At 41.7% G+C, this 26,637-nt stretch carries 30 protein-coding genes and 1 tRNA gene; 2 read left to right on the plus strand and 29 right to left on the minus strand.

The window, feature by feature from the left end:
• Positions 1 to 62 precede the first annotated feature (62 nt).
• Positions 63 to 1,028: a siderophore ABC transporter substrate-binding protein gene (locus B7703_RS02390; protein ID WP_024057385.1), complete on the plus strand. Its 966-nt coding sequence runs from the start codon at positions 63 to 65 to the stop codon at positions 1,026 to 1,028.
• 110 nt (positions 1,029 to 1,138) lie between these two features.
• Here B7703_RS02390 and yidD read toward each other — a convergent pair whose 3' ends face one another.
• The 18 genes from yidD to B7703_RS02485 form a co-directional block, all read right to left on the minus strand.
• On the minus strand, positions 1,139 to 1,381 hold the full coding sequence (yidD, locus tag B7703_RS02395; protein WP_024057384.1) for a membrane protein insertion efficiency factor YidD: 243 nt from the start codon (positions 1,379 to 1,381) through the stop codon (positions 1,139 to 1,141).
• Positions 1,381 to 2,103: a pseudouridine synthase gene (locus B7703_RS02400; RefSeq protein WP_001222228.1), complete on the minus strand. Its 723-nt coding sequence runs from the start codon at positions 2,101 to 2,103 to the stop codon at positions 1,381 to 1,383. Before B7703_RS02400 ends, yidD begins: the two co-directional genes overlap by 1 nt.
• Positions 2,090 to 2,659, minus strand: coding sequence for an SMC-Scp complex subunit ScpB (gene scpB / locus B7703_RS02405; RefSeq protein ID WP_020903100.1), 570 nt, complete (start codon positions 2,657 to 2,659; stop codon positions 2,090 to 2,092). The genes B7703_RS02400 and scpB overlap by 14 nt, the downstream gene beginning before the upstream one ends.
• Positions 2,660 to 2,677: 18 nt before the next feature.
• Positions 2,678 to 3,406, minus strand: coding sequence for a segregation/condensation protein A (locus tag B7703_RS02410; protein ID WP_020903099.1), 729 nt, complete (start codon positions 3,404 to 3,406; stop codon positions 2,678 to 2,680).
• A complete protein-coding gene (gene xerD / locus B7703_RS02415; RefSeq protein ID WP_338322408.1) occupies positions 3,406 to 4,140 on the minus strand; it encodes a site-specific tyrosine recombinase XerD in 735 nt (244 codons plus the stop codon). The genes B7703_RS02410 and xerD overlap by 1 nt, the downstream gene beginning before the upstream one ends.
• Complete coding sequence (gene cbpB, locus B7703_RS02420) at positions 4,137 to 4,598, minus strand: cyclic-di-AMP-binding protein CbpB (RefSeq protein ID WP_004260968.1); 462 nt, start codon at positions 4,596 to 4,598, stop codon at positions 4,137 to 4,139. Before cbpB ends, xerD begins: the two co-directional genes overlap by 4 nt.
• Positions 4,595 to 5,116 (minus strand): metallophosphoesterase, encoded by a 522-nt coding sequence (locus B7703_RS02425; RefSeq protein ID WP_033687331.1) that lies wholly within the window; start codon positions 5,114 to 5,116, stop codon positions 4,595 to 4,597. Before B7703_RS02425 ends, cbpB begins: the two co-directional genes overlap by 4 nt.
• The gene (locus B7703_RS02430) at positions 5,092 to 6,102 is read right to left on the minus strand and encodes a nucleoside-triphosphate diphosphatase (RefSeq protein WP_419991882.1); all 1,011 of its coding nucleotides are present in this window, start codon (positions 6,100 to 6,102) and stop codon (positions 5,092 to 5,094) included. The genes B7703_RS02425 and B7703_RS02430 overlap by 25 nt, the downstream gene beginning before the upstream one ends.
• A complete protein-coding gene (gene racE, locus B7703_RS02435; protein ID WP_000370371.1) occupies positions 6,060 to 6,854 on the minus strand; it encodes a glutamate racemase in 795 nt (264 codons plus the stop codon). Before racE ends, B7703_RS02430 begins: the two co-directional genes overlap by 43 nt.
• Positions 6,855 to 7,054: 200 nt before the next feature.
• On the minus strand, positions 7,055 to 7,303 hold the full coding sequence (locus B7703_RS02440) for a YneF family protein (protein WP_000364990.1): 249 nt from the start codon (positions 7,301 to 7,303) through the stop codon (positions 7,055 to 7,057).
• Positions 7,304 to 7,628: 325 nt separating this feature from the next.
• Entirely contained in the window at positions 7,629 to 8,432 is an 804-nt protein-coding gene (locus B7703_RS02450) for an ABC transporter ATP-binding protein (protein WP_000157661.1), read from the minus strand.
• A gap of 12 nt (positions 8,433 to 8,444) precedes the next feature.
• Positions 8,445 to 9,338, minus strand: coding sequence for an ABC transporter permease (locus B7703_RS02455; RefSeq protein ID WP_084923486.1), 894 nt, complete (start codon positions 9,336 to 9,338; stop codon positions 8,445 to 8,447).
• An 11-nt stretch (positions 9,339 to 9,349) separates the two neighbouring features.
• Positions 9,350 to 10,327, minus strand: coding sequence for an ABC transporter substrate-binding protein (locus B7703_RS02460; RefSeq protein ID WP_084923488.1), 978 nt, complete (start codon positions 10,325 to 10,327; stop codon positions 9,350 to 9,352).
• 451 nt (positions 10,328 to 10,778) lie between these two features.
• Positions 10,779 to 11,705 carry an ATP-binding cassette domain-containing protein gene (locus B7703_RS02465; protein ID WP_001291301.1) on the minus strand — a complete coding sequence of 309 codons (927 nt, stop codon included), beginning with the start codon at positions 11,703 to 11,705 and terminating at the stop codon, positions 10,779 to 10,781.
• Positions 11,706 to 11,715: 10 nt separating this feature from the next.
• Positions 11,716 to 12,783 carry an ABC transporter ATP-binding protein gene (locus B7703_RS02470; protein ID WP_000159549.1) on the minus strand — a complete coding sequence of 356 codons (1,068 nt, stop codon included), beginning with the start codon at positions 12,781 to 12,783 and terminating at the stop codon, positions 11,716 to 11,718.
• A gap of 8 nt (positions 12,784 to 12,791) precedes the next feature.
• Positions 12,792 to 13,718: an oligopeptide ABC transporter permease OppC gene (gene oppC, locus B7703_RS02475; protein ID WP_000103691.1), complete on the minus strand. Its 927-nt coding sequence runs from the start codon at positions 13,716 to 13,718 to the stop codon at positions 12,792 to 12,794.
• Positions 13,718 to 15,214, minus strand: coding sequence for an ABC transporter permease (locus B7703_RS02480; protein WP_000759915.1), 1,497 nt, complete (start codon positions 15,212 to 15,214; stop codon positions 13,718 to 13,720). Before B7703_RS02480 ends, oppC begins: the two co-directional genes overlap by 1 nt.
• Positions 15,215 to 15,280: 66 nt before the next feature.
• The gene (locus B7703_RS02485; RefSeq protein WP_000749582.1) at positions 15,281 to 17,269 is read right to left on the minus strand and encodes a peptide ABC transporter substrate-binding protein; all 1,989 of its coding nucleotides are present in this window, start codon (positions 17,267 to 17,269) and stop codon (positions 15,281 to 15,283) included.
• Between the two features lie 161 nt (positions 17,270 to 17,430).
• Here B7703_RS02485 and B7703_RS02490 point away from each other — a divergent pair.
• Positions 17,431 to 17,501 (plus strand) — tRNA-Cys (locus B7703_RS02490).
• A 196-nt stretch (positions 17,502 to 17,697) separates the two neighbouring features.
• Here B7703_RS02490 and B7703_RS02500 read toward each other — a convergent pair.
• From B7703_RS02500 to B7703_RS02550, 11 genes are all read right to left on the minus strand, one after another.
• Complete coding sequence (locus B7703_RS02500) at positions 17,698 to 19,029, minus strand: hemolysin family protein (protein WP_084923490.1); 1,332 nt, start codon at positions 19,027 to 19,029, stop codon at positions 17,698 to 17,700.
• A gap of 274 nt (positions 19,030 to 19,303) precedes the next feature.
• Positions 19,304 to 20,128, minus strand: coding sequence for a DNA-entry nuclease EndA (gene endA / locus B7703_RS02505; protein ID WP_024057808.1), 825 nt, complete (start codon positions 20,126 to 20,128; stop codon positions 19,304 to 19,306).
• A 38-nt stretch (positions 20,129 to 20,166) separates the two neighbouring features.
• Positions 20,167 to 20,355, minus strand: coding sequence for a DNA-directed RNA polymerase subunit beta (locus tag B7703_RS02510; protein WP_043901723.1), 189 nt, complete (start codon positions 20,353 to 20,355; stop codon positions 20,167 to 20,169).
• Complete coding sequence (gene murA, locus B7703_RS02515; protein WP_024057810.1) at positions 20,348 to 21,631, minus strand: UDP-N-acetylglucosamine 1-carboxyvinyltransferase; 1,284 nt, start codon at positions 21,629 to 21,631, stop codon at positions 20,348 to 20,350. Before murA ends, B7703_RS02510 begins: the two co-directional genes overlap by 8 nt.
• 23 nt (positions 21,632 to 21,654) lie before the next feature.
• On the minus strand, positions 21,655 to 21,885 hold the full coding sequence (locus tag B7703_RS02520; protein WP_000250389.1) for a DUF1146 family protein: 231 nt from the start codon (positions 21,883 to 21,885) through the stop codon (positions 21,655 to 21,657).
• A 57-nt stretch (positions 21,886 to 21,942) separates the two neighbouring features.
• Positions 21,943 to 22,980 (minus strand): SepM family pheromone-processing serine protease, encoded by a 1,038-nt coding sequence (locus B7703_RS02525; protein WP_000727281.1) that lies wholly within the window; start codon positions 22,978 to 22,980, stop codon positions 21,943 to 21,945.
• A complete protein-coding gene (gene coaD, locus B7703_RS02530) occupies positions 22,964 to 23,452 on the minus strand; it encodes a pantetheine-phosphate adenylyltransferase (RefSeq protein WP_004255857.1) in 489 nt (162 codons plus the stop codon). The genes B7703_RS02525 and coaD overlap by 17 nt, the downstream gene beginning before the upstream one ends.
• Entirely contained in the window at positions 23,442 to 23,981 is a 540-nt protein-coding gene (gene rsmD / locus B7703_RS02535; RefSeq protein ID WP_084923491.1) for a 16S rRNA (guanine(966)-N(2))-methyltransferase RsmD, read from the minus strand. Before rsmD ends, coaD begins: the two co-directional genes overlap by 11 nt.
• 64 nt (positions 23,982 to 24,045) lie before the next feature.
• Entirely contained in the window at positions 24,046 to 25,038 is a 993-nt protein-coding gene (gene asnA, locus B7703_RS02540; protein ID WP_000748003.1) for an aspartate--ammonia ligase, read from the minus strand.
• Between the two features lie 111 nt (positions 25,039 to 25,149).
• A complete protein-coding gene (locus tag B7703_RS02545) occupies positions 25,150 to 25,833 on the minus strand; it encodes a Bax inhibitor-1/YccA family protein (protein ID WP_084923493.1) in 684 nt (227 codons plus the stop codon).
• 54 nt (positions 25,834 to 25,887) lie between these two features.
• Positions 25,888 to 26,628: a TrmH family RNA methyltransferase gene (locus tag B7703_RS02550; protein ID WP_084923495.1), complete on the minus strand. Its 741-nt coding sequence runs from the start codon at positions 26,626 to 26,628 to the stop codon at positions 25,888 to 25,890.
• Between the last annotated feature and the right edge of the window lie 9 nt (positions 26,629 to 26,637).

Below are 26,637 nucleotides of genomic sequence, written 5' to 3' on the forward strand. Positions count from 1 at the left end.
CTCTTAGTCAATAAAACCTAGAGACTCCCTAAATCGTTATCACATTTTAAAAAGGAGAAATCATGAAAACATCCCTCAAACTTTACCTCACTGCCCTAGTAGCCAGCTTCTTGCTCCTACTTGGTGCATGTAGTACAAACTCAAGCACTAGTAAGACGGAGTCAAGTAGCTCTGCTCCAACAGAGGTAACCATTAAAAATTCACTAGGTGTAGTCACACTTTCAAAAGTCCCTGAAAAGATTGTGACCTTTGACCTCGGTGCTGCGGATACTATTCGCGCTTTAGGTTTTGAAAAGAATATCGTCGGAATGCCTACAAAAACTGTTCCGACTTATCTAAAAGACCTAGCTGGAAAAGTTAAAAATGTTGGTTCTATGGTTGAGCCAGACCTAGAAGCCCTTGCTGCTCTTGAACCAGACCTAATTATCGCTTCACCACGTACCCAAAAATTCGTAGATAAGTTCAACGAAATCGCTCCGACTGTTCTCTTCCAAGCAGGCAAAGATGACTACTGGACTTCTACCAAGACTAATATCGAATCCCTAGCAAGCGCCTTCGGTGAAACTGGTACACAGAAAGCCAAGGAAGAATTGGCCAAGCTAGACAAGAACATCCAAGAAGTCGCTACTAAAAATGAAAGTTCTGACAAAAAAGCCCTTGCCATCCTCCTCAACGAAGGAAAAATGGCTGCCTTTGGTGCCCAATCTCGTTTCTCTTTCTTGTACCAAACCTTGAAATTCAAGCCAACTGATACTCAATTTGAAGATTCTCGCCACGGACAAGAAGTCAGCTTTGAAAGTGTCAAAGAAATCAATCCTGACATCCTCTTTGTCATCAACCGTACCCTTGCCATCGGTGGGGACAACTCTAGCAACGATGGCGTCCTAGAAAATGCCCTTATCGCTGAAACTCCTGCCGCTAAAAATGGTAAGATTATCCAACTAACACCAGACCTCTGGTATCTAAGCGGAGGTGGTCTTGAATCAACAAAACTCATGATTGAAGACGCACAAAAAGCTTTGAAATAAGCAACTTCAAACTCAACTAACAACTTTACATGATAAACCGCATCCTATCAAGCTCACTCAAACCTGATAGGATGCGGTTTTATTATTTTATTAAAATCTTTTACCTAACCTCATTCCCCTTCTTGATTTCGTTTGAGGGAAAAATGGTCTGGAACAGGGTCCTTACCTGTTTTCGACCAGGGATGGCAACGTAAAATCCGAGCCAAGCCCATCAAAACACCCTTGAAGCCATGTTTTTCAATAGCCTCAATCATGTAGTTGGAACAAGTCGGCTCAAAGCGACAAGAGGGTGGAAAGGCTGGTGAGATAAAACGTTGGTAAAAGCGCACAGGCGCTATTAAAATTCGTTTCATTATTTCTTGGTTACAGCCATGGTATGTAGTTGGCTGATTTCTTTTTTGTTAAGGCGACGCGATTCACCTGGACGGAGACCTGTCAAGTCTAGGTGTCCAAAACGAGTTCGAGACAACTTATCTACTTGGAGACCGACAGCTTCAAACATCTTTTTAACCTGATGGTTACGCCCTTCATGGATGGTCAACTGCACCACAGAGCGGTTTTTAACTGGATCCACTTTGAGAATCTCATAGACAGCCGGTTTGGTTTTCTTTCCATCAATCTCAAGTCCACGGGTCAAGGGGCGCAGATTATCCTTATTGGCCACACCTTTAACACGCGCGACATAAACCTTGTCAATCTCATTACGAGGGTGAATCATCTCATCTGTAAAATCCCCATCATTGGTCAAAATCAAGACTCCTGATGTATCCCAGTCCAAACGTCCAACTGGGTAAATGCGCTCTTTTACATTGGGCAAGAGGTCCACAACAGTCTTACGACCCTTGTCATCTGTCACACTGGAAATGACACCGCGTGGTTTGTTAAGCAGATAATAGACCTTTTCTTCGTTGTAGATAGGTTGACCTTCCACTTCGACCTTGTCTCCTGACTTGATGGTCGTTGCGAGTTCACGTACCACCTGGCCGTTGACCGTCACCAAGCCTTGCTTGATCAGCTCTTCTGCTTTTCTCCTACTGGCCACACCTGCGTGGGCAATATATTTATTGATTCTCATCTTCTTCTATCCTTTCACCAAATAATTGGCTTTCTTGGGCTTGAATCTCAAGCTCATCAATCACTGGTAATTCTTCCAAATGATTTATCCCCATGTAATCTAGGAAATAATCTGTAGTCACATAGAGGTTGGGGCGACCCAACACTTCTTTTTTCCCGTCTTCTCGTATCAAGTCAAAGGCCTGCAACTTTGCCAAGGCCCCACTCGAGTTGACTCCACGGATGGCATCAATCTCTATCCGTGTGATAGGCTGTTTGTAGGCAATGATGGACAAGGTCTCAAGGGCAGCCCGAGATAAACTCTGGTTGATAGGTGCCTTAGAGTATTCCTTCAAAATCTCTGAAAACTGAGGCTTGGTCACCAATCTATAAGCACCACCTGTCTCAATCAGGGCCAAACTGGAATCTGGGTCCTTTTCATACTTCTGGGCTAATTTTTCTAAACTCTGTTGGATGCCTGTCGGTGGCAGAGAGAGGAGTTCAGCTAACTGGCGGACTCTAATCCCATCTTCACCCGCTACAAACAAGAGCGCTTCTATTTTTGCTAAAGTACTCATCTTTCCTCTCTATCAAGTCTAGCTTTGGGCCACTTGACTTTCTTCCTTCTTTTCCATGAGATAAATATCTCCGAAACTTTCCTCTTGCACAAGAATCAGCTCCTGGGTTTTGATTAACTCTAGGGTTGCCAAAAAGAGGGTGATGACCTCTTGGAGATTCTGGGCTTCCTTAAACAAATCCTGCAAGCGCAATTGATCTCGTCCAGTCAAGGACTCTTTTACGATGACCATCATGTCCTCAATCTTATACTCATCCCGCAAGATAGTCGTGTGATTCTGTGCAAACTCCTCTTTTTTCTTGGCTAGGATATTTGAAAAAGCCAAAAAGAGGTCAATGGTCGTCTTGTCATGCACAAGCTCCGCATCTTCGTAAATCAACTCTGTCGGCGCTTTGGAATAATACTGGGCCCGATCTTGGTGCTTGGCTTCTAAGTGCTCCCCCAAGAGCTTGAACTTGCGGTATTCTTCGATTTGGGAAAGAAGATCCTGCTCTAGATCGTCCTCCAAGTCGGTCACTTCTGCTACCTTTGGAAGGAGTTTGCGGCTCTTGATCAGCATGAGCTGGCTGGCCATAACCATGTACTCGCCCGTCACTTCTAGACGCATGGCCTGCAGGGTTGAAACATAGGCTAGATACTGTTCAATGACTTCCGTAATGGGCACATCGTAGATATCCATCTGGTACTTAGAAACCAGGTGCAAGAGCAAGTCCAGGGGCCCTTCAAAATCTTTTAATTTAATATCCATTATCTATATTTTTCTAAGGTCAGGACTGTTTTTAATCCTAATTTTTTTGCAATTTCGTACAAATCGACCTTCTTTTCTATTTGTCTTAGAATGAACTGTTCCCGTAGGGCTTGGGCTGATAGTGCTGGAAAACCTTTCTCCTTGACAAAGGACTCTAGCTGGCGAAAGGCCCACTGACGAGAATAGGATTTCCCTCCCCTTTCAAAGATATAGGTCTGGCCCATCAAAGGTTCCAACTCTGAAAGCAAGGTTGTAGGAATGGTGACAATCCTCTGTTGGGAAGCCTTCTTGATTCGCAACACCTGAAAGTCCAGATTGACGTCCGCAACCTTGAGGGCTAAAATCTCACTCGGCAAGAGCCCCATTTCCAAGATAAGTAGAGCCAGTAAACGCCCCTCTGGATAATTACTTTCCTGCCAAAAAGAGTCTAGGTTTAACAGTTCTGGCTTTGCCGTCTTCTTTTCAGCTTGTTTGGCTAATTCCAAACGATAAAAGCTATCCACTTCTCCTTTTTGATAGAGAAAGTAGAGAAATTGGTTACAGGCTGAAATCTTTCGCTTCTGGGCGCTGTTTTTTAGATTGGCTAGCTGGGCTTGGTAAATCTTGAGACTGGTCTCAGAAATTCGCTCGCCTACCAAATCTAAAAATTGTTCCAGATCATACTTATAGGACTGCTTGGAATTGGCAGACAGACCCTGCTTTTCCTCTAAAAAGGCTGAAATCCTGTCTCTCATTTGCATCGAATCTCATATTCCTTACTAAAGTCATGCAAGAGGGCATTGACTGCCTTGAGAATAGACTTGCGCGTGATAATTCCTTGGAAAATACCAGACGCATCCACAACCGGCAAGAAGGACTCATCTACCAGCTTGTGCAAGACCTCCGTAATGGTAAAATCAGGCGAGACGACCGCTACGTCCGTTCTCGTCATATGAACAATATCCGTATCCGCCATAATTTCTTGGCTCAAGTCATGCTCCATCTGATAAGCCATAATATCTCTGAGCCCAATCGTCCCAACAAACTGTTTTTCATCTGTCACAACAGGAACACGGGTATAGGTCATCTGACTGAGCAAGAGGGTCGCATGATCCGCATTGTGGGTATCAATCAACACGGCTAGATTTTCAGCAGGGGTCAAAAAAGTTTCCTCCTGCCCCAACAAGAAAGTCTCAAACTCCTTGGCAATCATCGGCTAAACTCCTTGGACAAGCCCGGATAAACCTCATGGTCTCGTGTCAAAAAGTCCACTTTAAAATAACTATCATCAATCTCCACACGAGCATAAAGACATTCTCTGATGCTCCCACGTGGTTGACTGATGGAACCTGGATTTAGAAAGAGGGTCTTGCCTTCCATCCAAGCGCTTGGCACATGCAAGTGACCATAAAGACAGATATCGGCCTCTTCTTCCTGAGCCCAGTAGTCCAACTTTTGAAAGTTGAAATTGATGTCAAACAAGTGACCATGGGTTTGGATAATCTTGGTCGAACCAAGCTCAGTCACCAAACGTTCTGGGTAGCCGGCGTAAAAGTCCATGTTCCCTTTAACAACGCGGATGCCTTCCCAAAGGGGAGAATCAGGACGCAGTTCAGAATCGCCGTTATGAAAAACGGCATCAACTTTGCCTACATAGCGATCACGGATTTCTTCCACAATCAAGCTATCGCCATGGGAATCGCTCATTACAATGATGGTTTGCTTTGCCATGATGGAAATACCTCCAAAAGTTTCTTAACGGCTAAGGCGCGGTGAGATTGGCTATTTTTTTCTTCAAGGGTTAATTCAGCTGAGGACTTACCTGTCTCTCCTACAAGGAAGAGAGGATCGTAACCAAATCCATTTTCACCCTTAGGTTCAAAGTTAATGTAGCCAGGCCAGTCTGCTTCCACAACCAAACTTTCCTTGTTTGGGCTGGCTACGACTAGGGTTGTATGGAATTGAGCCGAGCGGTCCTTGAGTTCAAAGACCATGGCCAATTCGTGCAAGAGTTTGGCATTGTTTTCACGGTCAGTAGCTCCCACACCTGCGAAACGAGCTGACCAGACACCTGGCAAGCCACCAAGGACATCGACTTTGAGACCTGAGTCATCTGCCAAAACCATCTTGCCCGTTAATTGAGAAATAGTTTCTGCCTTGAGGCGGGCGTTTTCTTCGAAGGTCATGCCTGTTTCTGCTACTTCAGGTAAGTCAGGATAGTCATTAAGATTTTCCACATCGTATCCTAACTTGTCAAAGATAGCTCGAAATTCCTTGGTCTTGCCCTCGTTACGAGTCGCAATCAACAAGGTTTCTCTAACCTTGTTTGTCTCAAAGAAGTCGTGAACATTGACCCCTTCTTTAGGCAATTCCACATACAAGAGTTGCCCATTTTCAACCAAGAGCAGGGCCCCTTGACGTTGAATGACTTCCAAGTTACGTCCCATTTCTTGGTTGAGGATATCTACCACAAAAGACAATAAACGGTAGCGAGAACCATAGCGTAAAACAGTAACAGAAACAGGAAAACCTCGATCCTCATCTCGAAATCTTTGGGCAAACTCCAATAGAGGAAAATCCAAGTCATCATCCGTCAACGTCCGGACGCCACCAAAAATACCATAGGACCCGACATACCAGTCCTGTCCATCCTTATATTCATAAATTTTATTTGTCATAATTCTACATGCTCCACATGAATCTCTTTTTCCAGCCATTCTTCACCAATTTGTGCAAAACTTTGGCTGCTGGCTGTTGTGTAAAAACGGTGATGGAGTGGTCCGGCATCGCGACCACGATTGATTTCAAAATAATTGAGTAAGACTGAGATATCCCGTACGCACTCTGCCCCACTATCGATAAGTTGAACCTTGGGCCCCATGACATTTTGAATAATAGGTCTGAGCAGTGGATAATGGGTACAACCCAAAATCAGGCTATCCACCTTTCCAACCAAGGGACGCAGGGTTTCATAGACCACTTTCTTGGTGACACTGGTTGACAGGGCACCAGACTCCACCAAGGGAGCAAACTTGGGACAGGCCAAACTCTCCACCTGTAAGTCCGGATCCAAATCATGGATTTTCTGACGGTAGATGTCTGAGTGTACCGTCATGGGTGTTCCAATCACTCCGATTTTCCCACCTTGGCTAGACTTGATAGCTGCCGAAGCTCCTGGCAAAATCACACCTAGGACAGGAATATCTAGTTGAGCCTTGATTTCTTCCCAGACGACCGCAGTCGCTGTATTACAAGCAATGACAATCATTTTGACATCCTTGGTCAAAAGAAAGTTGACCAACTGCCAAGTATATTCACGAATTTGCTCAGCAGGACGGGGCCCGTAAGGCGCGCGTGCCGAATCTCCAATATAGACGATTTCTTCATGGGGAAGTTGGCGCATGAGCTCGCGCACAACGGTCAAGCCCCCGACACCCGAATCCAAAAAACCAATTGGTCGATTATCCATACAGTCTTCTTTCTAGTCTTTTTTCTGATTGATAGTTCATTATGATTACTTGTCTTTATGAACTGAAGAACAACTTCATCAACAACTATCTCTCTTAATCATAATCAAATATCAATAGAATGCAAGGAAAAAGTCTCATCCCTAAACCCTTAGCCAACATAGTGAGAAGTCTGGAACTTTCATCCCAGACTTTTCCTTATTTATTTTTTCTTTTTATTGTTAGCAAGGGCCGCCTTTTGTTGGCGGATGATTTGGTGGTAAACTTGTTGTACCTTAGCTTCGCTTGGTTTTTGACCATTTGCACTCAAAAGAGTACGAACTGCTTCAGCATTCAAACGTGGGTTGTCAGCGAATTCTTTTTCAATTTGCTTACGAACCAAGTACATTCCTCCAAGAGCTCCTCCTAGAAAAGCTAGCACAATCAATACAATTGCTAAAAGTAAATCCATCATTTTTCTCCTGTTTCTTTTTGAGTCTCTTTCATTATACCACAAACTAGCCACCCTGACTAGTTTGTTTTACGCTTTCAGGGATGGAATAAACAGCAAAAAGAACCCTGCTTTTCTGCAAAAGAGGGCTCCTTACTGAGTTTATACTCAATGAAAATCAAAGAGTAAACTAGGACGCTAGCCGCAGGTTGATCAAAACACTGTTTTGAGGTTACAGATAGAGCTGACACGGTTTGAAGAGATTTTCGAAGAGTATTAATTTCATATTTCTGCCTATCCATTTATACTAATAAAAGACTGAGACACTAGATCTCAGCCTTTTTCTTTATCCCAAAACCAATTCATCACTAACTAGACTTTGGCCACTATTTTTCTGAAAGAGATGCATGAGATCTTCAACTGTCAGATGCTTTTTCTCTTCTCCCTTGACATCCACCACTATCTTACCCTGATAGAGCATAATGAGACGATTTCCGTACTCAATCGCATGGTTCATATCGTGGGTAATCATCAAAGTCGTTAACTGATGGTGTTCCACAATCTTTTGTGTCAAATCCATCACCATTTGACTAGTTTTCGGGTCAAGTGCCGCAGTGTGTTCATCCAAAAGCAAAAGTTTGGGTTTCACCAGAGCTGCCATGACTAGGGTCAAAGCCTGTCTTTGCCCTCCTGAGAGATATTGAGTATCCACTTTCAAGCGGTTTTCAAGACCAATATTCAACTCCTTCAAGGCCTCTTGGAACTGGATTCTGTCCTTCTCCTTCACACCCCAGCCAAGCCCTCTCTTCTGCCCGCGTCTCAAGGCAATAGCCATATTCTCCTCAATCGTCAAACGAGAAGCTGTTCCCATCTTAGGATCTTGAAAAACACGGGCTATATCCTTGGCTCTCTTTCTGACACTCAGATTTTTAATGGATTTGCCTGCCAATAAAAGGTCTCCTTCGTCCACCGATAGATTACCAGCCAATATATTCATCAAAGTGGATTTCCCTGCTCCATTTCCACCAATCACAGAGATAAAATCTCCCTCTTCAACCTCTAAATCTAATCCTTTGAGAACATGGTTCTCATTGACTGTCCCTGCTTCAAATGTTTTGTGAATATTTTCAAGTGTTAACAAACTTGCCATAACTTTCTCCTCCTATTCATTTCTCAATTTCAGACCACGAATCTTTAATCTCTTTTGCAATTCTGGTGCAAATAGAACCAAGGCTAACAAGATTGCATTAAAGAGACGAACTAGATTTTGATCTAGATTTGGAATTTCATAGATATTTAAAATAATCAAACGGTAAACAATAGCACCAATTCCGATGGATAACAAGCGACCTCCAATGGTCAAGTCGTGAATCAAGACTTCCGCAATAATCACTGCACTCAAACCAACAACGATGGTTCCTGTCCCAGAAGTCACATCTGAAAATCCATCATTTTGGGCAAACAAGGAACCACATAGGGCAATCAAGCCGTTTGAAATCATGTAACCAACAATCTTCATGGTGTCTACATTGACCCCATTGGCCTCACTCATCGGAATATTGTCCCCAGTCGAACGCAAGACCAAGCCAATCTCTGTTTTCATCAAAAGAGTCAAGACCAAACAAACAAGTAAGAGACAGGCTAAACTGAATGAGAAAACAGCTTCTTCATTTGACAGCCCCAAGCTAGCCAACTGTTTAAAGACAGTCGAAGAATCTCCCAAGGAAAGATTAGGCACGCTTCCCATGATTTTAATATTGATGGAATAAAGCCCTGTCAAGGTCACAATCCCTGTCAAGAGAGCTGGAATTTTCATCTTGGTATGGAGCATTCCTGATACTAGACCTGCTACCATACCTGCAAACAAAGCAAGTAAAGTCGCAATCCAAGGATTTGTCCCTGCCTGTATCTGTGATACAACGACTGCTGCCCCCAGAGGAAAGGCTCCTTCAGCAGTCATATCCGCAATATCCAAAATACGGAAAGTCAAGTAGACCCCAATCGCCATAATCGACCACAACAAACCTTCTGATAAACTAGATAACACAAAATTCATCTCAAACCTCCTTATTCCTTGCCTTCTAACTTACTAATATCAATTCCCAATGCGTCTGCCATTTCTTGATTGGTATGCAATTCCAGTTTTTCAGGCAATTCAACTGCTATATTTTCTGGCTTCTCACCTTTTAAAACACGAATCAGCATACGAGCTGTCTGTCTTCCCAATTCTTCATAATTGGTTCCGTAGTTATACAAGCCACCAACCGCAACCATTTCTGTTGAACCACCAAATACTGGAACCTTGTGTTTAATAGAAACCTGCTTGACTGTTTCCATGGTTGACGAAATGATATTATCCGTTGGTACAAAAACCATATCCACCTCTGCCATCAAGCTTTCTGCAGCAGCCTTGACGTTGTTACTGTCCAAGATTGTTTTTTCAACAACGGTAAAGCCTTTTTCTTCCAGAAGGCGCTTAGCTTCATCCTTTTGTACAACTGAGTTTGGCTCACTCTGAGTATAGAGAATTCCAATTGTTTTAGCTTTTGGTAGAACTTTCTTTATTAAGTTAATTTGGGTTGAAATAGCATCTGACGACTGGTCACTTGTTCCAGTTACATTGCCTCCAGGATGTTCTCTTGACTCAACCAACTTGGCGCTGACAGGATCTGTTACAGCTGAAAAAATAACAGGTGTCGTTTGCGTCGTATTGGCCAAGCTCTGAGCAGAAGGCGTTGCGATGGCTAGAACAACATCACTAGATTCTGCGAGTTGCTGGGAAATCGTTTTTAGGTTTCTTTGTTCTCCCTGTGCATTTTGCAGATCAATCTCAATATTTTTCCCCTCCACATAGCCTTGTTTAGCCAGCTCATCCACAAAGCCTTCTCTAGTAGCATCTAGAGACTGGTGGGTAATAAATTGCGAAATACCGATACGAAACACATCTTTTTTCTTATCTGCCTTCAACTGATGCAAACTAATCAGAGAGGTCAAGAGGATTCCCACTACCAAGAGAGGGGCTAGTAATTTTCGAACAACTTTCATAATGAAACTCCTTCTCAGAAAAGATAAAACAAAAAACCGCCTAGATACTATCTAAACGGATGCTTGAAATAATCTAACAAGTTATAACTTTGCTAGTCCATTTAGATATTCATCTATATGGACCACAATCAAAAATCTTAGCCACATAGATACAAACAAATTGCTTGAACTGTTTGCATCCATGGTGACATGTCTACAAACACTATCTAAAGTAGCTAAAGTAAAAGTTTTGATTCATCGTTACAGCTTGTCTCTTATTCATTTCTTTTTCTGCTTTCTTTTTTGATGTTTCCTATCTTACCACCTTTTTTATCAGCTGTCAAGAATATTTCAGAATTTTTTAAAATTTTTCGAAAATTCTTTCAGAGAGCTTTCAAAGACTTTCAAATCAGTTCAACAAAAAAGGTTTATAATTTCCATAAAAGTTGACATGGAAATTATAAAACCATTATTAGTTTAATCCTTTTTGGTAACGTGCCAATTCGGCTTGGTTAGCCCAAACATAGTGACCTGGACGGATTTCTACCATAGATGGCTTATCAGTCTCATAGTCGTGTTGACTTGGGTCGTAAACCTTCAAGACCTTCTTACGTTCCAAGATTGGATCTGGGATTGGTACCGCTGAAAGCAAGGCTTGAGTATATGGGTGAATTGGATTGTTAAACAATTCTTCTGTTTCTGCAACCTCTACAATAACACCCTTGTAAATAACTGCGATACGATCTGAAATAAAGCGAACGACAGACAAGTCATGGGCGATGAAGAGATAGGTCAAACCAAGTTCTTTTTGGAATTTTTTGAGCAAGTTCAAGACTTGAGCACGCACAGAAACGTCCAAGGCTGAAATGGGCTCATCCGCAATAACAAAGTCTGGTTGCATGACCAAGGCACGGGCAATACCGATACGTTGACGTTGACCACCTGAGAATTCATGAGGGTAACGAGTCAAGTGCTCAGCAAGAAGGCCCACTTCACGGATAATATTTTTAACTTTCTCTTTACGTTCTTCTTCATCCTTGAACAGATGATGATTGTAAAGACCTTCAGAAATAATATAATCAACAGTCGCACGTTCATTCAAACTTGCAGCAGGGTCTTGGAAAATCATCTGGATTCGACGAATCAATTCCGCAGCTTGTTCACGCGATTTCTTACCATTAATCTTTTGACCTTCAAAAATGATATCTCCATTACTTGTATCATTGAGACCGATGATAGCACGACCAATAGTTGTTTTCCCACTACCTGACTCACCTACAAGCGAGAAAGTTTCTCCCTTGTTGATAAAGAAGTTAGCATTTTTAACTGCGACAAACTTCTTACTTCCTTCACCGAAGGAAATTTCTAAATCTTTGATTTCTACTAATTTTTCAGACATTTCCTTCCTCCTAGTCTGCCAGATGGGCAAATCCCATTTTATCACGGATCTTATCGTGAAGATTTGCAATCACAGCTGGTTTTTCTACTTTTGGAGCATCCTCATGAAGAAGCCAAGTTTTAGCCCAATGCGTCTCTGATACTGAGAATTGAGGAGCTTTTTGTTCGAAGTCAATCTGCATTGCATAGTCTGAACGCAAGGCAAAGGCATCCCCTTTCAAGTCAGTATAAAGTGACGGAGGTGTTCCTGGGATTGAGTAAAGATCCCCTTTATCATCAGCAAGCTGAGGCAAGCTAGACAAGAGACTCCATGTATATGGATGGCGAGGGTCATAGAAGACTTCCTCAACAGTTCCATACTCAACGATTTCTCCTGCATACATAACTGCTACCTTATCTGCAATACTTGCTACCACACCAAGGTCGTGGGTGATAAAGATTGTTGTGAAATGGTACTCGTTTTGTAAAGATTTTAGCAAATCAATAATCTGTGCTTGGATGGTTACATCCAAGGCAGTTGTTGGCTCATCACAGATCAAGACATCAGGTCGGCAGGCAAGGGCAATAGCAATAACGATACGTTGACGCATCCCTCCAGAATATTGGAATGGGTATTCATCAAAACGTCTATCTGCATCTGGAATCCCAACCTTATTCATGTAGTCAATCGCCAATTCTTTCGCTTCTTTAGCTGTTTTACCTTGGTGTTTTACAATAACTTCTGTAATCTGACTACCAATTGTTTTAATTGGGTCCAAACTAGTCATTGGGTCCTGGAAGATAGTCGCAATCTTAGCACCACGAATTTGTTCCCAATCCTTGTGAGAAGACAAGGCTGTCAAGTCCTGACCACGGTAGTCAATACTTCCTTGGGCAATGCGACCATTTTCTTCAAGCATACCTGTGAAGGTCTTTGTCAAAACAGATTTTCCTGATCCTGACTCACCTACCAAGGCTAGTACTTCTCCTTCAACTAGTTCAAGGGAAACGCCGCGAATGGCTGTCAATACTTTGTCACGAACGTCAAATTCCACGACAATATCGCGAGCAGTCAAAATTACATTTTTTTCTTTTGTCATTTCTACTCCTATCTATGTGTACGTGGATCACTAGCATCCGCTAAGTTTTGACCAACTACGAAAAGGGACAAGGATACCAAGACAAGGGTTGTCAATGGAATCCAGAAGAGGTAAGCATTAGTTGTTACGTTTTGTGAATAATCTGAAATCAAACGACCCAAACTTGGCACTGTAATCGGCAATCCAAGACCGAAGAAAGACAAGAAGGCTTCGTATGAGATAAAGCTTGGAAGCATTTGAGTCATCGTTGTCACAATAACAGATACCAATTGTGGCATAATGTTTTTGGCAACAATCTTCAAGGTTGGTGTTCCCAAAGTACGTGACGCCAAGTTGTATTCCAAGTCACGATAACGCAAGATTTGCACACGGATCATGAAGGCAATCCCAATCCATGTTGTTACACTCATGGCAAAAATCAGATTCCAGAATCCAGCTCCGATTGAGTAAGTCAAGACAATAACAATCAAAAGAGATGGGATGTTTGAGATGACATTATAAACTTCCATCATCACACGGTCAACTGATTTTGAAATTCCCCAAATACCACCGACAAAAACACCGATAACCAAGTTAATCACTGTCGCAATCACAGAAATGAGGATAGAGTTACGAGCTCCGAACCAGACACCGTCAAAGAGAGATTTACCGTTACTGTCTGTACCGAACCAATGCTCAGCATTTGGCTTGATATAACGAGCACTAAAGTCGTTTACTTTGCTGACATCATTGAAATCAAACTTAGAAAACATTGGGTAGATGAAACTCATCAAAATGATAGCTACCAAGATTCCCAACATGACTACAGTTGATTTCTTCTTCATAAATTGTCTAAACACTGAGCCCCAGTATGAATAGGCTGGCGCATCAATGGCTTCAGAGGCAAAATCGTCACGTTTTACGAACTGAAATTTTTCTTTATCGATTGTAGACATTATTTGCCTCCTTTCTCAGTCAATTTAATACGTGGGTCAATAATAGTCATCCAAATATCTCCCAAAAGAAGTGAGAAGATAGAAATACATGTAAAGATGAAGACAAGACCTACGACCATAGAGTTATTAGATGCTTTTACAGAGTCAATCAACATTTTACCCATACCTGGGAAAGCGAAGACTGTTTCAGTAAGGGTTGCACCACCGATAACCCCGATAACAGCACCAGGAATTCCTGAAACCAGCGGAACCATGGCATTTTTAAAGATGTGTTTGTTTGAAATTTCTTTTTCAGACAAACCTTTTGCACGAGCAAAACGAACAAAGTCCTGTGATTGCAAGTCAATCATGTAACGACGAATCCAAATAGCTGTACCAGGAGCACCCAATAAACCAAGGATAACTGCTGGTAAAACATACGAACGCCAATCTCCAGCACCCAAGATAGGGAATGAATCTGGAAGACCAATTGATGATCCAATCAAACGAACAATGTAAACCAAGGCAATGGTTGGAAGGGCCATCAAGAAGGTCAAAAACCCTGTTGAGAAGCTATCAATCCAAGTATTCTTGAAGCGAGCCATAGCTGAACCAAGTGGCACGGCAATCGCATAAGAAATCACCAAACCAATCAATCCAACGACTGCAGAGCTAGCAATCATAGAAGGATATTGGTAGTTGCTTTCAGTTGCAGTATATGGGTCATCTTTCCCATAGTTAGCTACTTCACGAGAATCAGCCTGACTAGGCGATTTGTAGGTTCTTGAGTAGATATTAACTGAAGATGTTTTCTTACCTGTTGGGAACTGAACTTGAGATGTTTTTGTTTGCCCTTGTCCTTGAGTAATGACCTGTAAAACAGGGCTATTAGCATAGGTTGGATAAGAGTCACCTAAATTAATGTTCACAAAGTTTTGATGCACAAACGGGAACTGACTGTTGAAGTACAAGAGATATTTGTGTTTTGTTCCTGAACCGACCAAGGACCATCCGATCGCTGGATCGTTTTCAAAACGAAGGTAACGTTTCAAGTCTGGATTTTCAGGGTCTTGAATTTTATTTGTATGATCAATGTCAATCAAGTTAGCATAGAAGTGAAAAACACGTTCAAAAATCGGGATTTCACGCGTAGCGTAGAATTGGCCACTTTCAGTAAATTCTCCCAGGGTCCAACCATGACCGATTTGTTTGATGTATTTTTCATAGATAGCCTTGTTGGTATCATTGGCTTCAACTGTTACAGAAGCATCCATCTGGCTAGCTTTTTCTTGCAACTCTTTGGTATCGTAGTACTCGATATAGCCCATACGCTCATAAACGGTATTCTCATAGTTATCACGTTTATCAGCAGTTGTAGCAATCTTGTTATAGTTGGTATCCTGTTTGAAAATCAATTTTCGAGGAACCATTGTATAGATAATCGTGTAAGTCAAGGTTGTTACTAAGAAGATAGAAACCAATGACCGCAAAACACGCATAAAAATATATTTTTTCATATCATTTCCTTTAAAAATCCCAAAAGAACCTTCTCCTCATGGAGAGAAAGTTCTATTGAAAATTATTTACTTCACATGACTTGCCAATTCTTTTTGAGCTTTCTCGTTTGACTCAGTCTTTTCTTTCAACCATTTTTCACGAGCTTTTTCATACTCTTCTTTGGTGATTGCTTTTTCACCAACTTCAGTGTACTTCAAGTATCCTGAATTTTCACCTTTAAGGCCGGCTACTGAATATGAAGAGCTAAATGGTAGAACTTTTGAAACATATGAAACGGCTGTTTCTTTAGGAGAAGCCATTACTGGAATTGTCAAAGCATTATCAGTCAACCAAGCTTGTGCCACCGCGTATTTTTCATAACGTTTTTGAACATCTTGGTTTTCGCTGTTTGCGTCATCAAGTAATTTTCCATAGTCAGCTAAACCAAGTTTGCTTACTACTGATGCATCTGTGTTTTGGTCAATACCAAGGTAAAGGCGAGTGCTTCCTCCCTTAAGGACGAATTGATCCAAGAAAGTAGAAGGATCTTGATAGTCAGGGTTCCATCCTAGCAAGGTATGGATATCCCAGTCTTGCTCTTTAGCTGTTGGAGCGCTAAATGAAATTGGTAAAGCTTCTGCTTGAGTCATTTGTTGTAAGTCTACAACAACATTATCTGAACCCAATACTTTTTCAATTGATTGTTTCAATGATTGAACACGGTTTACAACCGCTGTTGATTCTTGGATAACCAGGGCATCCAAGTGGATTGGGAATTCAACACCTTCAGCTTGTAGGCTTGATTTTGCTTTAGCAAAGACTTCTTTAGCTTTTTCTTCATTGTAAAGTCCATTTTGAGAATCTGCTAGAGACACGTTTGACCAAGTAGAAGAATTTGTCTTAGCCAAGCTATCTTGTACCAATTCACCAAATGTTTTCTTACCAACTTGAAGATTATAAGGTGCAAACGTATTACGGATGGCTACTGCAGCTCCATCAGTACCATTTGTTTGAGCTGAGTAAGAATTGCGATCGACAGCAAAGTTCAAGGCTTGACGGAATTCCTTGTTTAGCAATGCTTTCTGAGTAGATGTCTTTTGGGCATCACTTGTTTTGGCAGTGTGGTTATAGGTTGTACGGCCATAGTTCAAGCTGACAGTTGCAACACCCGCACCTGGTTCATTAAAGTAAATGTTATCTTTAAAGTCAGCTGCATATTTTTCATATGTAGAACTTGTAGGGAAGATACGAGCCTTGCTATATTGACCATCAGCAAAACCTTTAGCAATCACATCTTGGTCCTTACCATCCCAGAAAGTGAACTTAACGTTCTCAATTTTTACATTTTCTTTGTCCCAGTAAGCATCATTTTTAGCCATCTCGATAGATGATTTTGGAGTTACAGATTTTAAGACAAATGGACCGTTATAAAGAATAGAGTTAGCATCGGTTGGGGCACCAAAACCTTCCCCTTTTGAAGTTAAGAATTCTTCATTAACCGGCATCAAAACACCACTAGTTGTCTTGTCATTCCAGAAAGTTTCTGGCTGGTTCAAAGTATATTCTAGTGTTTGATCATCAAGTGCTTTTACTCCAACGGTTGAAAAATCGCTTGTTTCACCCTTGATATAGGCTTCTAATCCCTTAATAGAAGAGCTAACGATTGAAAGTCCTTTTGATTTTCCATCTACGGCATGTTTCAAACCAGTAACGAAGTCTTTAGCAGTTACAGGAGCGTATTCTTCTCCCTCTGCTGTAACCCATTTAGCATCCTTACGGATTTTATAGGTATAAGTCAAACCATCTTTTGAAACTGTCCATGATTCAGCAATAGAAGGAACCAGGTTACCATATTTATCATTAGCCAACAAACCATCTACAGCATTTGTTGTGACGAATGATGTTGAATCGATATTGCTGACGATATAATCCAAGGTTTCTGGATCTGTTTGATAAACATATTGGTAATCTTTTGCTAGTTTAGCATTATTTGAACTAGTGTTTGAACACGCAGCTAGAACTCCTGACGCTAATAAGGTAGCTCCCGCTACAGCAAGCACTTGACTTTTTTTCATTTATTTACTCCTCTTATAAATAAAGTATAGGTTATCATCAATTATATCATAGATTTCAAGAAAAGTAAACGAATTTTCAGAATATTTAGGCTTATTGATACAAAAAATCTGAAAAAGCTATTGACTGAAAATCATTTTCAAGGTATAATAATAAACGTTAAGGCGGTATAGCCAAGTGGTAAGGCACGGCTCTGCAAAAGCTTGATCGTCGGTTCAAATCCGTCTACCGCCTTCTTTAACTTGATTTATCAGGTTTCATTTAAACAGAAAGCCCAATTTAAAGGGCTTTTTTCTTTTTCCTTGAATAAATACGTATAACTTTAAAAAACTTTTGGGGCAAGTTTGGGGCTGAGTTTTTCGAGGACACAATTTCCTTTTGAAATCAACTGAAAAAAGCTTCGTCACGCCTGGTGACAAAAGCCTCTAGTTTACTCTGTTTCTTCTTCTATTTCAACTTCGGTAATTTGGACTTTTACCTTGGTAACACGTCCATTTTTCACTTTATCATTGGTTAGGATAAGCTTTTTGTTTTGGCTGACTAATTCATAACTGAGTTTCTCGGTCGTTGGAATGGTCCCAACCCCTGTCAAATAGTAACCAGCGATGGTATCAACGTCATCACTTTCCAGTTCAACATCAAAGTAGTCATTAAAATCATTGAGATTCATGGTACCTTGAACGATATAAGTATCTTCTCCAATTTTATGAACTTCGATTTCAGCCTTATCTGTTTCGTCATCGATTTCCCCAACGATTTCTTCTAAGAGGTCTTCTAGGGTCACCAAACCAGCCATCCCACCGTATTCATCCAGCAAGATTGCCATTTGTCTTTGGGTATTGCGCAATTCTTTTAACAAGTCATCCACAAAAATAGTTTCAGGAACAAAAAGTGGATCTTGTAAGATTTTCTTCCAAACAATATTGTCAAAACCGTCCACAAAGCCCGCATTAAGGAGACTCTTGGTGTGAATGATCCCAATCACGTTATCCTTATCCCCATCATAGACAGGGATACGAGAATAATTTTGTTTTAAAATACTTTGGATGATGGTTTGACTATCATCCTGAATATCGACCATGAAGGCATCCGTTCGAGGAACCATGACTTCTCTGGCCATTAATTCGTCCAGTGAGAAAATCCCTTGTAACATCTCAATTTCGTCAGCATCTAGTGTTTCTTCACTATTTGTCAACATGTACTCAATTTCATCACGGGTCATTTTTTCATCAGCATCGTCAAAAGTCATTGGAGTCAAGCGACTCAAGAGATTGGTAGATGCAGACAAGAGCCAAACAAAGGGACTAACTAGTTTCCCAAGCCCAATGATAACTGGCGCTGTACGAATCGCCAAGGCATCCTTTAGATTAAGAGCGATTCTCTTAGGATACAATTCCCCAAAAACGATGGAAATATAAGTCAAAAATGCTAAAGATAGAAAACTTGCAACGGCATAAGATGTTTCGCCATTTCCAAGCCAAGATGCAATTTCTCGTCCCAGAGTTTCTGCCAAACTCGCCCCTGATAAGATCGTAATCAGGGTAATCCCTACTTGAATGGTTGATAAAAAGTGGTTAGGATTTTCTAGTACCTTCAGCAGACGGATATAGCGTCTATCTCCTTCTTCTGCCTTTTGTTCAACCCGCGCACGATTTAGTGACACCATGGCCATTTCTGTGGCTGAGAAAAAGGCATTTAACACCGTCAAGATAAACAATAAAACAAATTGTAGCAACAAATTCTGACTACTTGGGTCTTCCATAGTTCTTCTCCTAAAATAGTATCTTACCCTCTATTATATCACAAAATATAGTCCAGTACATATTACATATTATTTTTTCTCATACTCTTCGAAAATCTCTTCAAACCACGTCAGCTTTATCTGCAACCTCAAAGCTGTGCTTTGAGCAAGCTGCGGCTAGCTTCCTAGTTTGCACTTTGATTTTCATTGAGTAACAGTATCTATTGTAGCCCTGCTTAAACTAGTAAGAAAGAACTCCTATATCGACAAGTGACATAGGAGTTTATTTTGTATTTTACTGAGTAACAGTCACTTCTCCAGTTCTGTAATCCAGTTGAAGCCCCTTTTGAACATTGGGAACTAGAACATTAAATTCCAATTCTCCGTCTGAAGACTTGGCTTCAATCTGTGAAGCTGAAGGTACTAAATCCTCGTTTGAAGCATAATAAAGGGTTACACGGTAACGGACACGCTTGTTTTGGTCCAAGGCTTTACGTACCAGGCTTTCATAGTAGTTTTGCCCTGTCGAATCCTCAGCTTGCGCCTGATTTGCCCAGGCTGTCTGAACAGCAATGTTTTTAGGATTGCTTGTAGAAGCATCAAAACCATCCAAGCCACCGATCAAGGCATAGCCTAACAAATGACCTCTATCGACCGCATGGGTATAAGTCCCCTTTAGATTCTTAACCTGATGCCATCCTGGAGGAGTCCATGAAGTCGAACCATTCCCCGTTTCTTCACGATTCTTGTACTGTCGGGTTGCCTTAGACAAGAGAGCATTGGCTACAGTTGGCACGGTTTCCTTGCCCACTGTCTTTGTTTTATTATCGGCGTAAGGTTTACTTGAAACCTTGGCATCTAGGTTTGTTTTATTACCATTGACGATAAAAGCACCTGATCCATTCCACTCCAGACTCCCTTTTATTTGACTCTTGACTACATCTGTTAAGACACTTTCTGCCAATTCTTGACTAGGAGCTTCAGACGCTTGTTTTTTCTGACTCACCTTAGTTTTAGGAGTATTAGCTGTCGACTGCATCTGCTTGATATAATAGCTACCGGCAGATAAAAGTAATAATACCAGCAATCCGATTAGTGTCTGTCTTGTTTTTTTGTTCATATTTCTCCTTATCTCTAGAAAAAGGCTGGTTTTCCAGCCTAATTTCCTGTAAATTTATGAATCAATTCCTGCCATTTTGCTGGAGACAGGATAGCCCATGGATCTTGACCCTTGCCCAAGATTCCATAACCGACCATTAAACCGATTCCTAGGGCTAAAGCACCTAAAATCAGTACCAGAATGACTAAAAGTAAACGCTTGGCTACGTAGCCTGATTTCTTATTCATCTTCATCACTTGCCTCAATCCGCTGAATCTTAGCACCCAACTGCGCCAACTTCTCATGAAAACGGTAGTAGCCTCTATCCAAGTGGACTAATTTACCAACTACGGTTTCTCCTTGTGCTACCAAACCTGTCAAAATCAAGGCTGCACTGGCACGAAGGTCAGTTGAAAGAACTTCTGCTCCCTGCAAAGGCTGTCCACCAACAATACGTGCTGTATCACGGATAATTTCAGAGTGCAAGCCCATACGGCGCATTTCTTCTAGGTGTTGGAAACGATTTTCAAAAACTGTCTCCACCATAGTTGATTCGCCTTTTGCGACAGTCATCAAGGCTGTAAATTGAGCCTGCATATCTGTTGGAAATCCTGGGTGGGGCAAGGTTTTCACATGGACAGCTTTTAGATTTTCTAGTTGAGAGCGAACTCGAATTCCTTCAGTCTCCTCCGTCACTTCCACTCCCATTTCAAGCAATTTGGCAATCAAGGGACGGTTGTGCTCCCAAACAGCATCTTTAATCAGGACATCACCACCAGTCATGGCAGCAGCCACCATAAAGGTTCCAGCTTCAATACGGTCTTGGACCACATTGTGAGTCGTACCATAAAGTTTCTCCACACCGGTAATGGTAATGGTCTCTGTACCAGCACCTTTTACTTTAGCTCCCATTTCATTTAAGAGAATGGCTAGGTCCACAATCTCAGGCTCACGCGCAGCATTTTCAATCACTGTAACCCCATCAGCCAGCGTCGCTGCCATCATCAAGTTCTGAGTAGCACCAACACTTGGGAAGTCCATGTAGATATGAGCTCCATGTAAGCGATCAGCCTTGGCTTCGATATAACCAGCTGTCTGACTAATCTTAGCCCCCATAGCTTCTAGACCTTTCAAATGCAGATCAATAGGGCGGCTACCAATCGTACAACCACCTGGCATGGATACCTTGGCATGACCTACACGGGCAAGAATTGGTCCCAAGACAACGATAGATGCACGCATCTTGCTGACATACTTGTAAGGAGCTTCCTCAGTGATATCGCCAGTCGCGTCCACCTCAACAAGATGATCTTCTTCATTAAAATCCACCTTGGCATTCAAACCACGAACCACCTGATTCATAGTGAACACATCTGACAAGATAGGAACATTCTGCAAGACGGTCTTTCCTTCACTTGCTAGAATAGTCGCTGCCAACAAGGGCAAGACTGCATTCTTTGCTCCTTCGATCGTAACACTTCCTACCAGACGATTATCGCCACCTTGAACCACAATTTTTTCCATACTTATTTCCTTTACTCTTGATTTTATAATAATCCTCTAAGCACTTCTTGCCACAACTGATACAGGCTGATAAAGAATGAACTCATGATGTAGCCCATTACAATACTGAAAAGAGCTATCAATAAACGGACTTTTCTTGTATTCTCAGCTGTCACTTTTAAAACCTTTTCCCATCTAACAAGATCCTTTAAAAGGTAAAAACTCACATAAATAAAGAGCATGTGACTGCTTAGAGTGAATAATAATTGAACCATTTGACTATTATACCATCTTCTCTGTTTGTGCGCTAGTTTGGAAACTTCACTTAAAAACTAGGGATTGTTTTTCAAGTAATCAATTGCATCTTGTAGGGTTTTAACTGGCACTATTTTCATATCTGTCTTGATTGTTTTAGCTGCTTCCAGGGCTGTTTGGTAGTTATTTTTCGCATCAGGATGTGCTTTTTGTTCTTCTTCGCTAACAGGGTTATCAGGGGCAAAGAAAATAGCAGCACCTTCTCTAGCCGAAGCTACAACTTTCTTATCGATACCTCCAATGTCTCCCACATTACCATCGCGGTCAATGGTTCCTGTACCGGCAACAATGCGGCCATTACGAAGGCCAGGGTCAGCTATTTGGGTATAGATGGCCAGACTAAACATGAGGCCAGCACTTGGACCGCCAATACCAGCTGTTGAAAAGCGAATTGGAACATCACTGGTCACTTCTGTACGGTCAATCAAACCGATTCCAATTCCATTTTTGCCATTTTCCAAGGTGATAATCTTACCTTCTGCAGACTTGGTTTGCCCATCCTCTTCATAGGTGACCTTGACGGAGTCCCCTAGTTTTTGAGAATTGACATAATCAATCAAATCTTTGGAACTATCAAAGGTCTGATCATTGACTGCTGTGACCGTATCAGAGATGTTAAGAATCCCTTTAAAGGTCGAATTATCCGTCACAGTCAAAACATAAACCCCAAGATATTTGAGTTCGATATCTTTACCAGCTGTTTTTAGCCCTTGATACTTGGCCATGTTTTGCGATGTTTGCATGTAGAATTGATTGATCCGCATAAATTCAACATCGGAAGAGCCACCTGTAGTCTCTTGGGCACTACGAATATCTGTAAAAGGCGTCAACCATGCATAAATCATATGAGCTAAAGTGGCATGTTGGACACCAACCGTAACGAATTGATAGGCACCAGCTTCCTTATCTTCTGTGTCATTGACTTTAAGGACTTGGCGAATATCTTCCGAACCACCTGGAACTTCTATATAGTAGGGCAAGGGCACTACAAATGCCAAGAAAGTCACAATTAAGGCCGCAATGACATATAAGGGCCATCTAATCTTTTTTTTCATTTTTTATTTCCTCCAAAATACTCTCAGGAACATAGCAGGTAATATCCTGACCAAACTTCAAAAGTTCTCTAACACCGGATGAACTGAGATAGAGATGTTCAGGTCGACTATGTAAATAAATGGTCTCTATATTAGGAGACAGCTGATGGTTGTAGTAATCAAAACTGGCTTCATATTGCAAATCCGACGCATTTCTCAAGCCTCGCACTAGGAAAGTAGCCCCCAGTCTTTTTGCAACATCAACCACCAATTCATCATGAGAAAACACGACTTCAACATTCCCCAAATGTTCCAAAGCCTTTTCTAGTCCCCGTTTACGATTTTCAAGAGGGAGAAATCCTTGTTTATGGGGATTGAAAAAAATACCGACATAGAGCTTATCAAAGAGTCTGCTCGCCCGTTCAATCATATCCAGATGCCCATTTGTCATCGGATCAAATGAGCCTGTGAATAAGCCAATCTTATCTGACATAAACTGTCACCTTACTAATTCCATAAATTTTTTCCTTCCAGATACCCAGGCAGGCAATTTCTTCTGGAAGTTCGACGGCCTTATCCGTCTCACACACGACCATGACATCTTCAGAAAAAAGCTCTTTCTCATCCATTTTTTCAATATCTGCTACGATTTGTTCCTTGGCATAAGGAGGGTCTAAGAAAATGAGGTCAAATTCCCCAGATACCTGTTCCAATGCCCTTTCTGCATCCATCTTGAGGAGCTCAAATTTTCCAACTTCCTTGGTCATCTGAATATTTTCAGCCACGATAGCCTGAGCCTTACGTTCTCGCTCCACCAAAACAGCGCTGGACATGCCACGCGAGACTGCCTCGATAGATAAACCACCACTACCTGCATAAAGGTCCAAGACTCGTCCCCCTTCAAAGTAGGGACCAATCATGTTAAAAATGGCTCCCCTAACCTTATCCGAAGTAGGTCTTGTCGTCTTTCCTTCTAGTGTCTTGAGGGGACGTCCCCTATAGATTCCTGATACGATTTTCATACCGTTTATTATACCAAATTATGGGCGAAAAGAGAAAGAAAACCGAACCTTACGGTTCGATTCTCTACAAAATATTTTCGTAAGTATCGCGGACTTCTTGAGGCCAAACACTTGTTTGCACTTCTCCGATGTGTTTCTTGCGAAGTAGGAACATAGCCATACGAGATTGTCCAATTCCCCCACCGATTGTCAATGGGAATAGGCCGTTCAACAAAGCCTTGTGCCATTCCAATTCTAAACGGTCTTCATCACCTGTGATGGCAACCTGACGGCGAAGCGTTTCTTCATCTACACGGATTCCCATAGAAGACAACTCAAAGGCTCCACCCAAAGACTCATTCCAAACAAGAATATCGCCATTAAGACCCTTGTAGCCATTTTCAGACTCACTTGTCCAGTCATCGTAGTCTGGTGCACGTCCATCGTGCGGTTTACCGTCTGGTAATTCACCACCGATACCAATCAAGAAGACAGCGCCAAATTCTTTACAAATAGCATTTTCACGCTCTTTTGGTGTCAAGTCTGGGTAGCGTTCTACCAACTCTTCTGTATGGATGAAAGTGATTTGTTTTGGCAAGATAGACTCGATGTCATAGCGGGCTTCAACAGCTAGCTCAGTAAGGCGAATAGCCTTGTAAATCTTCTCAACGGTTTCTTTTAGATAAGCGATATTGCGTTTACCATTTGGGATAACTTTCTCCCAGTCCCACTGGTCAACATAAACAGAGTGGGTCGCATCTAACGAGTCTTCGTCTGGACGAAGAGCCTTCATGTGGACGAAAAGACCTTCACCTTCACCGAAACCAAAACGAGCCAAGGTATGGCGTTTCCATTTAGCAAGGGAGTGCACCACTTCATAAGTAGCATCAGGGATTTGGAGAACCTTGACCGATACGGCGTTCTCCACACCTGATAAGTTGTCCTGCATCCCGTCGCCGACCCTGCTCAAGATAGGACCTTGAACTTCGACAACTTCTAACTTATCTTTCAAATACTGGGTAAAAGTGTTTTTGACAAAGGAAATCTCTTCTTGTTGATGAATAAAACTTTTCTTCATAAACTACTCCTCAAAAAATTAATTAAAAGCATTATACACCTATTTCCAAGAAAAGAAAAGACCAAATATAAAAAAATCAGTGCTCCTTCGAACACTGATGTTAGGGACCTTCTAGTCATTACGACCAAAGATACGTAAAATACTTAGGAAAAGATTGATAAAATCAAGATAGATACTGAGAGCCATTGACACAACCCAACCTGTCTCTACACGACCTTGTGATTGCTCATAGGCATAGCGAATTCTTTGGTTGTCCCAAGCAATCAGACCAGAGAAGACCAAGACCATGGCTACGCTAATCATATAATCAAAGAAACCGCTAGCCAAGAAAATATTGACTACCATAGCAATCAGCAAACCGATAAGAGCCGCCATCATAGCCCGACCAAGGCCACTCAAATCTTTCTTGGTGAACATACCGACTGCCGCCATAACAAAGAAGAGAAGGGCGCTTGATACAAAGGCAGATAAAACTGTACCTAGAGTATAGAAGGCCACCACAAAACTGAGGGTAAAGCCGTTTAATACTGAGTAAAGTAAAAATACTGGAAGAGCCGCTGGACTATTCTTCGAAGCCATACTGCTGGCAACAAAGACCAGAGCTAGCTCTGCTAAGGTTGCAATGGTCAACCAGAGACGTCCCTGCATCAAAAAGTAAACCAACTGAGACTGAAAGACGGTCAACATAAGACCTGATACTAAAGCGGATAGTCCGATCCCCAGACCAACAAAGGCATAAACCTTAGCATAAAATTGATTGAGACCTGCGCGGTCGTGAATAATAGTGTGATTCATCTTTTCTCCTTTTCTATGAACATCTTTCCTTGATTATAACAAAGAAAGTTAAAATTAGCTTAAATGGAAAATTAAAATACCAGCTGCAACGGCAACATTGAGACTCTCCGCCTGCCCCTTCATACTAATGTGGACCAACTGGTCTGCACTTTCAGCCATAAGGGAACTAATTCCTTGCCCCTCATTTCCCATGACTAGTACAAAATTTTCTATAGGAGGCAGTTCTCTGTAATCAACAGAAACTTTAGATAAGGTTGTTGCTAGCACTGGGATAGCTGCCTCTTTGGTTTCCTTAAGAAGTGCTTGACTCGACATCTGGTAAATAGGCAGATGAAAATGACTGCCTTGCATAGAACGTAGGGTCTTGAGACTGTAGATATCTGCCGATTTATCTGAAACAATTACTCCAGTAAAACCTGCTGCATCCGCAGTCCGAATGATAGTTCCCACATTACCAGGATCTTGCACATCTTCCAAAAACAAGAACTTGCCCTGACTCAAATTAGCTTGTCCTACTTCTTCTTTTTGAACCACCGCAACAATGCCCTGTGGAGTCTGAGAATCCGCCAAATCTAGCAGAATATCCTCTGACACCCAGACAGTTTGCGGAAAAGCAACTAACTGTTCTCGATAACTTTCTAGGGCAAAGATTTTCTCAATCGTCACTCCAGCTTGAACAGCTTCTTCAAACAAGTGCCAGCCTTCAATCAAATAGGCAGATTTACGGTATTTTTTTTGGTGTAATTTCTTGGTATTTTTTACCACAGAATTGGCTTTTGAGGTTATAATAGTCATAGAAATATT

The organism is Streptococcus mitis (assembly GCF_002096735.1).
GTDB classification, from domain to species: domain Bacteria; phylum Bacillota; class Bacilli; order Lactobacillales; family Streptococcaceae; genus Streptococcus; species Streptococcus mitis_CZ.

What these genes read in the sequence shown, in the direction of transcription:
- B7703_RS02390 (WP_024057385.1), top strand. Translation starts at nt 63, where the DNA reads ATGAAAACATCCCTCAAACTTTACCTCACTGCCCTAGTAGCCAGCTTC.
- yidD (WP_024057384.1), bottom strand. Translation starts at nt 1,381, where the DNA reads ATGAAACGAATTTTAATAGCGCCTGTGCGCTTTTACCAACGTTTTATC.
- B7703_RS02400 (WP_001222228.1), bottom strand. Translation starts at nt 2,103, where the DNA reads ATGAGAATCAATAAATATATTGCCCACGCAGGTGTGGCCAGTAGGAGA.
- scpB (WP_020903100.1), bottom strand. Translation starts at nt 2,659, where the DNA reads ATGAGTACTTTAGCAAAAATAGAAGCGCTCTTGTTTGTAGCGGGTGAA.
- B7703_RS02410 (WP_020903099.1), bottom strand. Translation starts at nt 3,406, where the DNA reads ATGGATATTAAATTAAAAGATTTTGAAGGGCCCCTGGACTTGCTCTTG.
- xerD (WP_338322408.1), bottom strand. Translation starts at nt 4,140, where the DNA reads ATGAGAGACAGGATTTCAGCCTTTTTAGAGGAAAAGCAGGGTCTGTCT.
- cbpB (WP_004260968.1), bottom strand. Translation starts at nt 4,598, where the DNA reads ATGATTGCCAAGGAGTTTGAGACTTTCTTGTTGGGGCAGGAGGAAACT.
- B7703_RS02425 (WP_033687331.1), bottom strand. Translation starts at nt 5,116, where the DNA reads ATGGCAAAGCAAACCATCATTGTAATGAGCGATTCCCATGGCGATAGC.
- B7703_RS02430 (WP_419991882.1), bottom strand. Translation starts at nt 6,102, where the DNA reads ATGGCTGGAAAAAGAGATTCATGTGGAGCATGTAGAATTATGACAAAT.
- racE (WP_000370371.1), bottom strand. Translation starts at nt 6,854, where the DNA reads ATGGATAATCGACCAATTGGTTTTTTGGATTCGGGTGTCGGGGGCTTG.
- B7703_RS02440 (WP_000364990.1), bottom strand. Translation starts at nt 7,303, where the DNA reads ATGGATTTACTTTTAGCAATTGTATTGATTGTGCTAGCTTTTCTAGGA.
- B7703_RS02450 (WP_000157661.1), bottom strand. Translation starts at nt 8,432, where the DNA reads ATGGCAAGTTTGTTAACACTTGAAAATATTCACAAAACATTTGAAGCA.
- B7703_RS02455 (WP_084923486.1), bottom strand. Translation starts at nt 9,338, where the DNA reads ATGAATTTTGTGTTATCTAGTTTATCAGAAGGTTTGTTGTGGTCGATT.
- B7703_RS02460 (WP_084923488.1), bottom strand. Translation starts at nt 10,327, where the DNA reads ATGAAAGTTGTTCGAAAATTACTAGCCCCTCTCTTGGTAGTGGGAATC.
- B7703_RS02465 (WP_001291301.1), bottom strand. Translation starts at nt 11,705, where the DNA reads ATGTCTGAAAAATTAGTAGAAATCAAAGATTTAGAAATTTCCTTCGGT.
- B7703_RS02470 (WP_000159549.1), bottom strand. Translation starts at nt 12,783, where the DNA reads ATGACAAAAGAAAAAAATGTAATTTTGACTGCTCGCGATATTGTCGTG.
- oppC (WP_000103691.1), bottom strand. Translation starts at nt 13,718, where the DNA reads ATGTCTACAATCGATAAAGAAAAATTTCAGTTCGTAAAACGTGACGAT.
- B7703_RS02480 (WP_000759915.1), bottom strand. Translation starts at nt 15,214, where the DNA reads ATGAAAAAATATATTTTTATGCGTGTTTTGCGGTCATTGGTTTCTATC.
- B7703_RS02485 (WP_000749582.1), bottom strand. Translation starts at nt 17,269, where the DNA reads ATGAAAAAAAGTCAAGTGCTTGCTGTAGCGGGAGCTACCTTATTAGCG.
- B7703_RS02500 (WP_084923490.1), bottom strand. Translation starts at nt 19,029, where the DNA reads ATGGAAGACCCAAGTAGTCAGAATTTGTTGCTACAATTTGTTTTATTG.
- endA (WP_024057808.1), bottom strand. Translation starts at nt 20,128, where the DNA reads ATGAACAAAAAAACAAGACAGACACTAATCGGATTGCTGGTATTATTA.
- B7703_RS02510 (WP_043901723.1), bottom strand. Translation starts at nt 20,355, where the DNA reads ATGAATAAGAAATCAGGCTACGTAGCCAAGCGTTTACTTTTAGTCATT.
- murA (WP_024057810.1), bottom strand. Translation starts at nt 21,631, where the DNA reads ATGGAAAAAATTGTGGTTCAAGGTGGCGATAATCGTCTGGTAGGAAGT.
- B7703_RS02520 (WP_000250389.1), bottom strand. Translation starts at nt 21,885, where the DNA reads ATGGTTCAATTATTATTCACTCTAAGCAGTCACATGCTCTTTATTTAT.
- B7703_RS02525 (WP_000727281.1), bottom strand. Translation starts at nt 22,980, where the DNA reads ATGAAAAAAAAGATTAGATGGCCCTTATATGTCATTGCGGCCTTAATT.
- coaD (WP_004255857.1), bottom strand. Translation starts at nt 23,452, where the DNA reads ATGTCAGATAAGATTGGCTTATTCACAGGCTCATTTGATCCGATGACA.
- rsmD (WP_084923491.1), bottom strand. Translation starts at nt 23,981, where the DNA reads ATGAAAATCGTATCAGGAATCTATAGGGGACGTCCCCTCAAGACACTA.
- asnA (WP_000748003.1), bottom strand. Translation starts at nt 25,038, where the DNA reads ATGAAGAAAAGTTTTATTCATCAACAAGAAGAGATTTCCTTTGTCAAA.
- B7703_RS02545 (WP_084923493.1), bottom strand. Translation starts at nt 25,833, where the DNA reads ATGAATCACACTATTATTCACGACCGCGCAGGTCTCAATCAATTTTAT.
- B7703_RS02550 (WP_084923495.1), bottom strand. Translation starts at nt 26,628, where the DNA reads ATGACTATTATAACCTCAAAAGCCAATTCTGTGGTAAAAAATACCAAG.